The organism is Vibrio sp. Vb0667 (genome assembly GCF_033391095.1).
The window spans coordinates 1-1,677 of record NZ_JAWPOL010000114.1; the positions used below are offsets into that span (position 1 = coordinate 1).

General features: G+C 48.0%; 1 protein-coding gene and 2 pseudogenes. All 3 read right to left on the reverse strand.

Going from position 1 to position 1,677, the window contains the following annotated elements; genetic code table 11:
- Nucleotides 1–279: pseudogene (locus tag R8269_RS23820) on the reverse strand (flagellar hook-length control protein FliK); the annotation flags it as partial.
- A gap of 174 nt (nt 280–453) precedes the next feature.
- Nucleotides 454–897: pseudogene (gene fliJ, locus R8269_RS23825) on the reverse strand (flagellar export protein FliJ).
- Between the two features lie 6 nt (nt 898–903).
- Nucleotides 904–1,677, reverse strand: a 774-nt coding sequence (locus tag R8269_RS23830) for a FliI/YscN family ATPase (RefSeq protein WP_318222728.1), incomplete at its 5' end; no start/stop codon positions are given.

Genomic DNA, 1,677 nt, shown 5'->3' on the forward strand with positions numbered 1-1,677 from the left:
TTCAGCCGCTTTTCCGTCGACACTCTCACGGTTCGCGACTGATTCTTGGCTCTCGCCATTCTTCTCGACCGTTTCACCTTCTGTGGCGCTAACGTCGGTCTTTGCATCTGTACTTGCTGTTTGAGTGACCGCTTTTTCTGCTTTTTGTGAACCTGTAAAAACTCCCGCTAAGGTTTCAAAAAAACCTTTGCTTTCAGAGCTTTCTGTAGGTGCTTTTGCGGAAGACTCAGAAACAGAGGTCTTGCTAGTCGCAGAAACATTAGACAAATTCACATTCATAAAAACTTTCTCGTTTTTAGCTACGCCTTTTTATGGCGTGACCAGATTGCCCATCAGAGGCAAAATTAGATAATTAAACCATGAATTTGCAAAAATCACGCCAACACATAAGGCTATTTTCCTGACGAACAACGCACACGAAAAGAGTGGAAGCGAGATCAACTTCAACAAAAATTAGAACGGCTTGGCCTTACGGCTAAACAACAGCGTGGAAAACTCATCCATTTGCTTTTGCTCACGTTTGGCTTCCGCGATTTGCTTTTCTTTCGCTTTCTTTTCGATCATCCACTCGTAAGACATGCGTTCTTGGCGCATCTTGAGTCAGTAGTCTTTGCAGTTTTCGACTTGTTCTTTGAAGTGATGCTCTGCTTGCTTTTGCTTTGATAGTGTCTCGTCAAGCTGACATAAGAATCGGTTGAGATGCCCGTATTGGCTGGCGGTTAAACCCGCTTGGCCACGATCCACCAGCTGTTGGCAGTAATCGAGACGATACTTTTCGATTTGCTCAACCTGACGGTAATAGTCTTCAAGCTCAGAGCGCGCTTTGTTCAGCGCAAGTACGGCTTGGTCTTCGCGCTCTTTGGTCTGCTCAAGTAGGAATTCCATAGCATTATTCATACGCTATTACCCACCCAAAATATTTCTGAGCATATTGACGCACATGTCGTATGGCACCGATTCTTTCATACGCTGCTGCAAGTATTCGTCTAGCTTCGGCTTTAATGTAAATGCGCCATCGATAGCCGGATCGGTGCCCGGCTTATACGCCCCAATCGACACCAAATCTTGATTTTTGCGACAAATAGACAAGACCTGACGTACCGCTTTCGACATCAACACATGTTCTTCGGTGGTGATCTGAGGCATCACACGGCTGACCGATTTCTCGACATCAATCGCAGGGTAATGACCCGCGTCTGCCATTTCACGCGACAAAACAATGTGACCATCGAGAATGGCACGAGACGCATCGGCGATCGGGTCTTGCAGATCGTCACCTTCGGTTAAAACGGTAAAGAAAGCGGTGATCGAGCCTTGCTCTGGGCTGCCATTACCCGCACGTTCCACCAGCGCAGGCAACTTGGCAAATACCGAAGGCGGATAACCTTTGGTGGCTGGCGGTTCACCAACCGACAAGGCAATTTCACGCTGCGCTTGAGCAAAACGGGTCAGAGAATCCATCAGCAACAGTACATCCAAACCTTGGTCGCGGAAGTATTCGGCAATCGTAAGTGCCGTTTGACACCCCTTCAAACGCATCAACGGAGATGCATCAGCTGGTGCAGCCACCACAACTGAGCGACGACGTCCGTCTTCGCCCAAAATCTCTTCAATAAACTCTTTAACTTCGCGTCCACGTTCACCGATCAGACCTACCACCACCACTTGCGCCGTAGT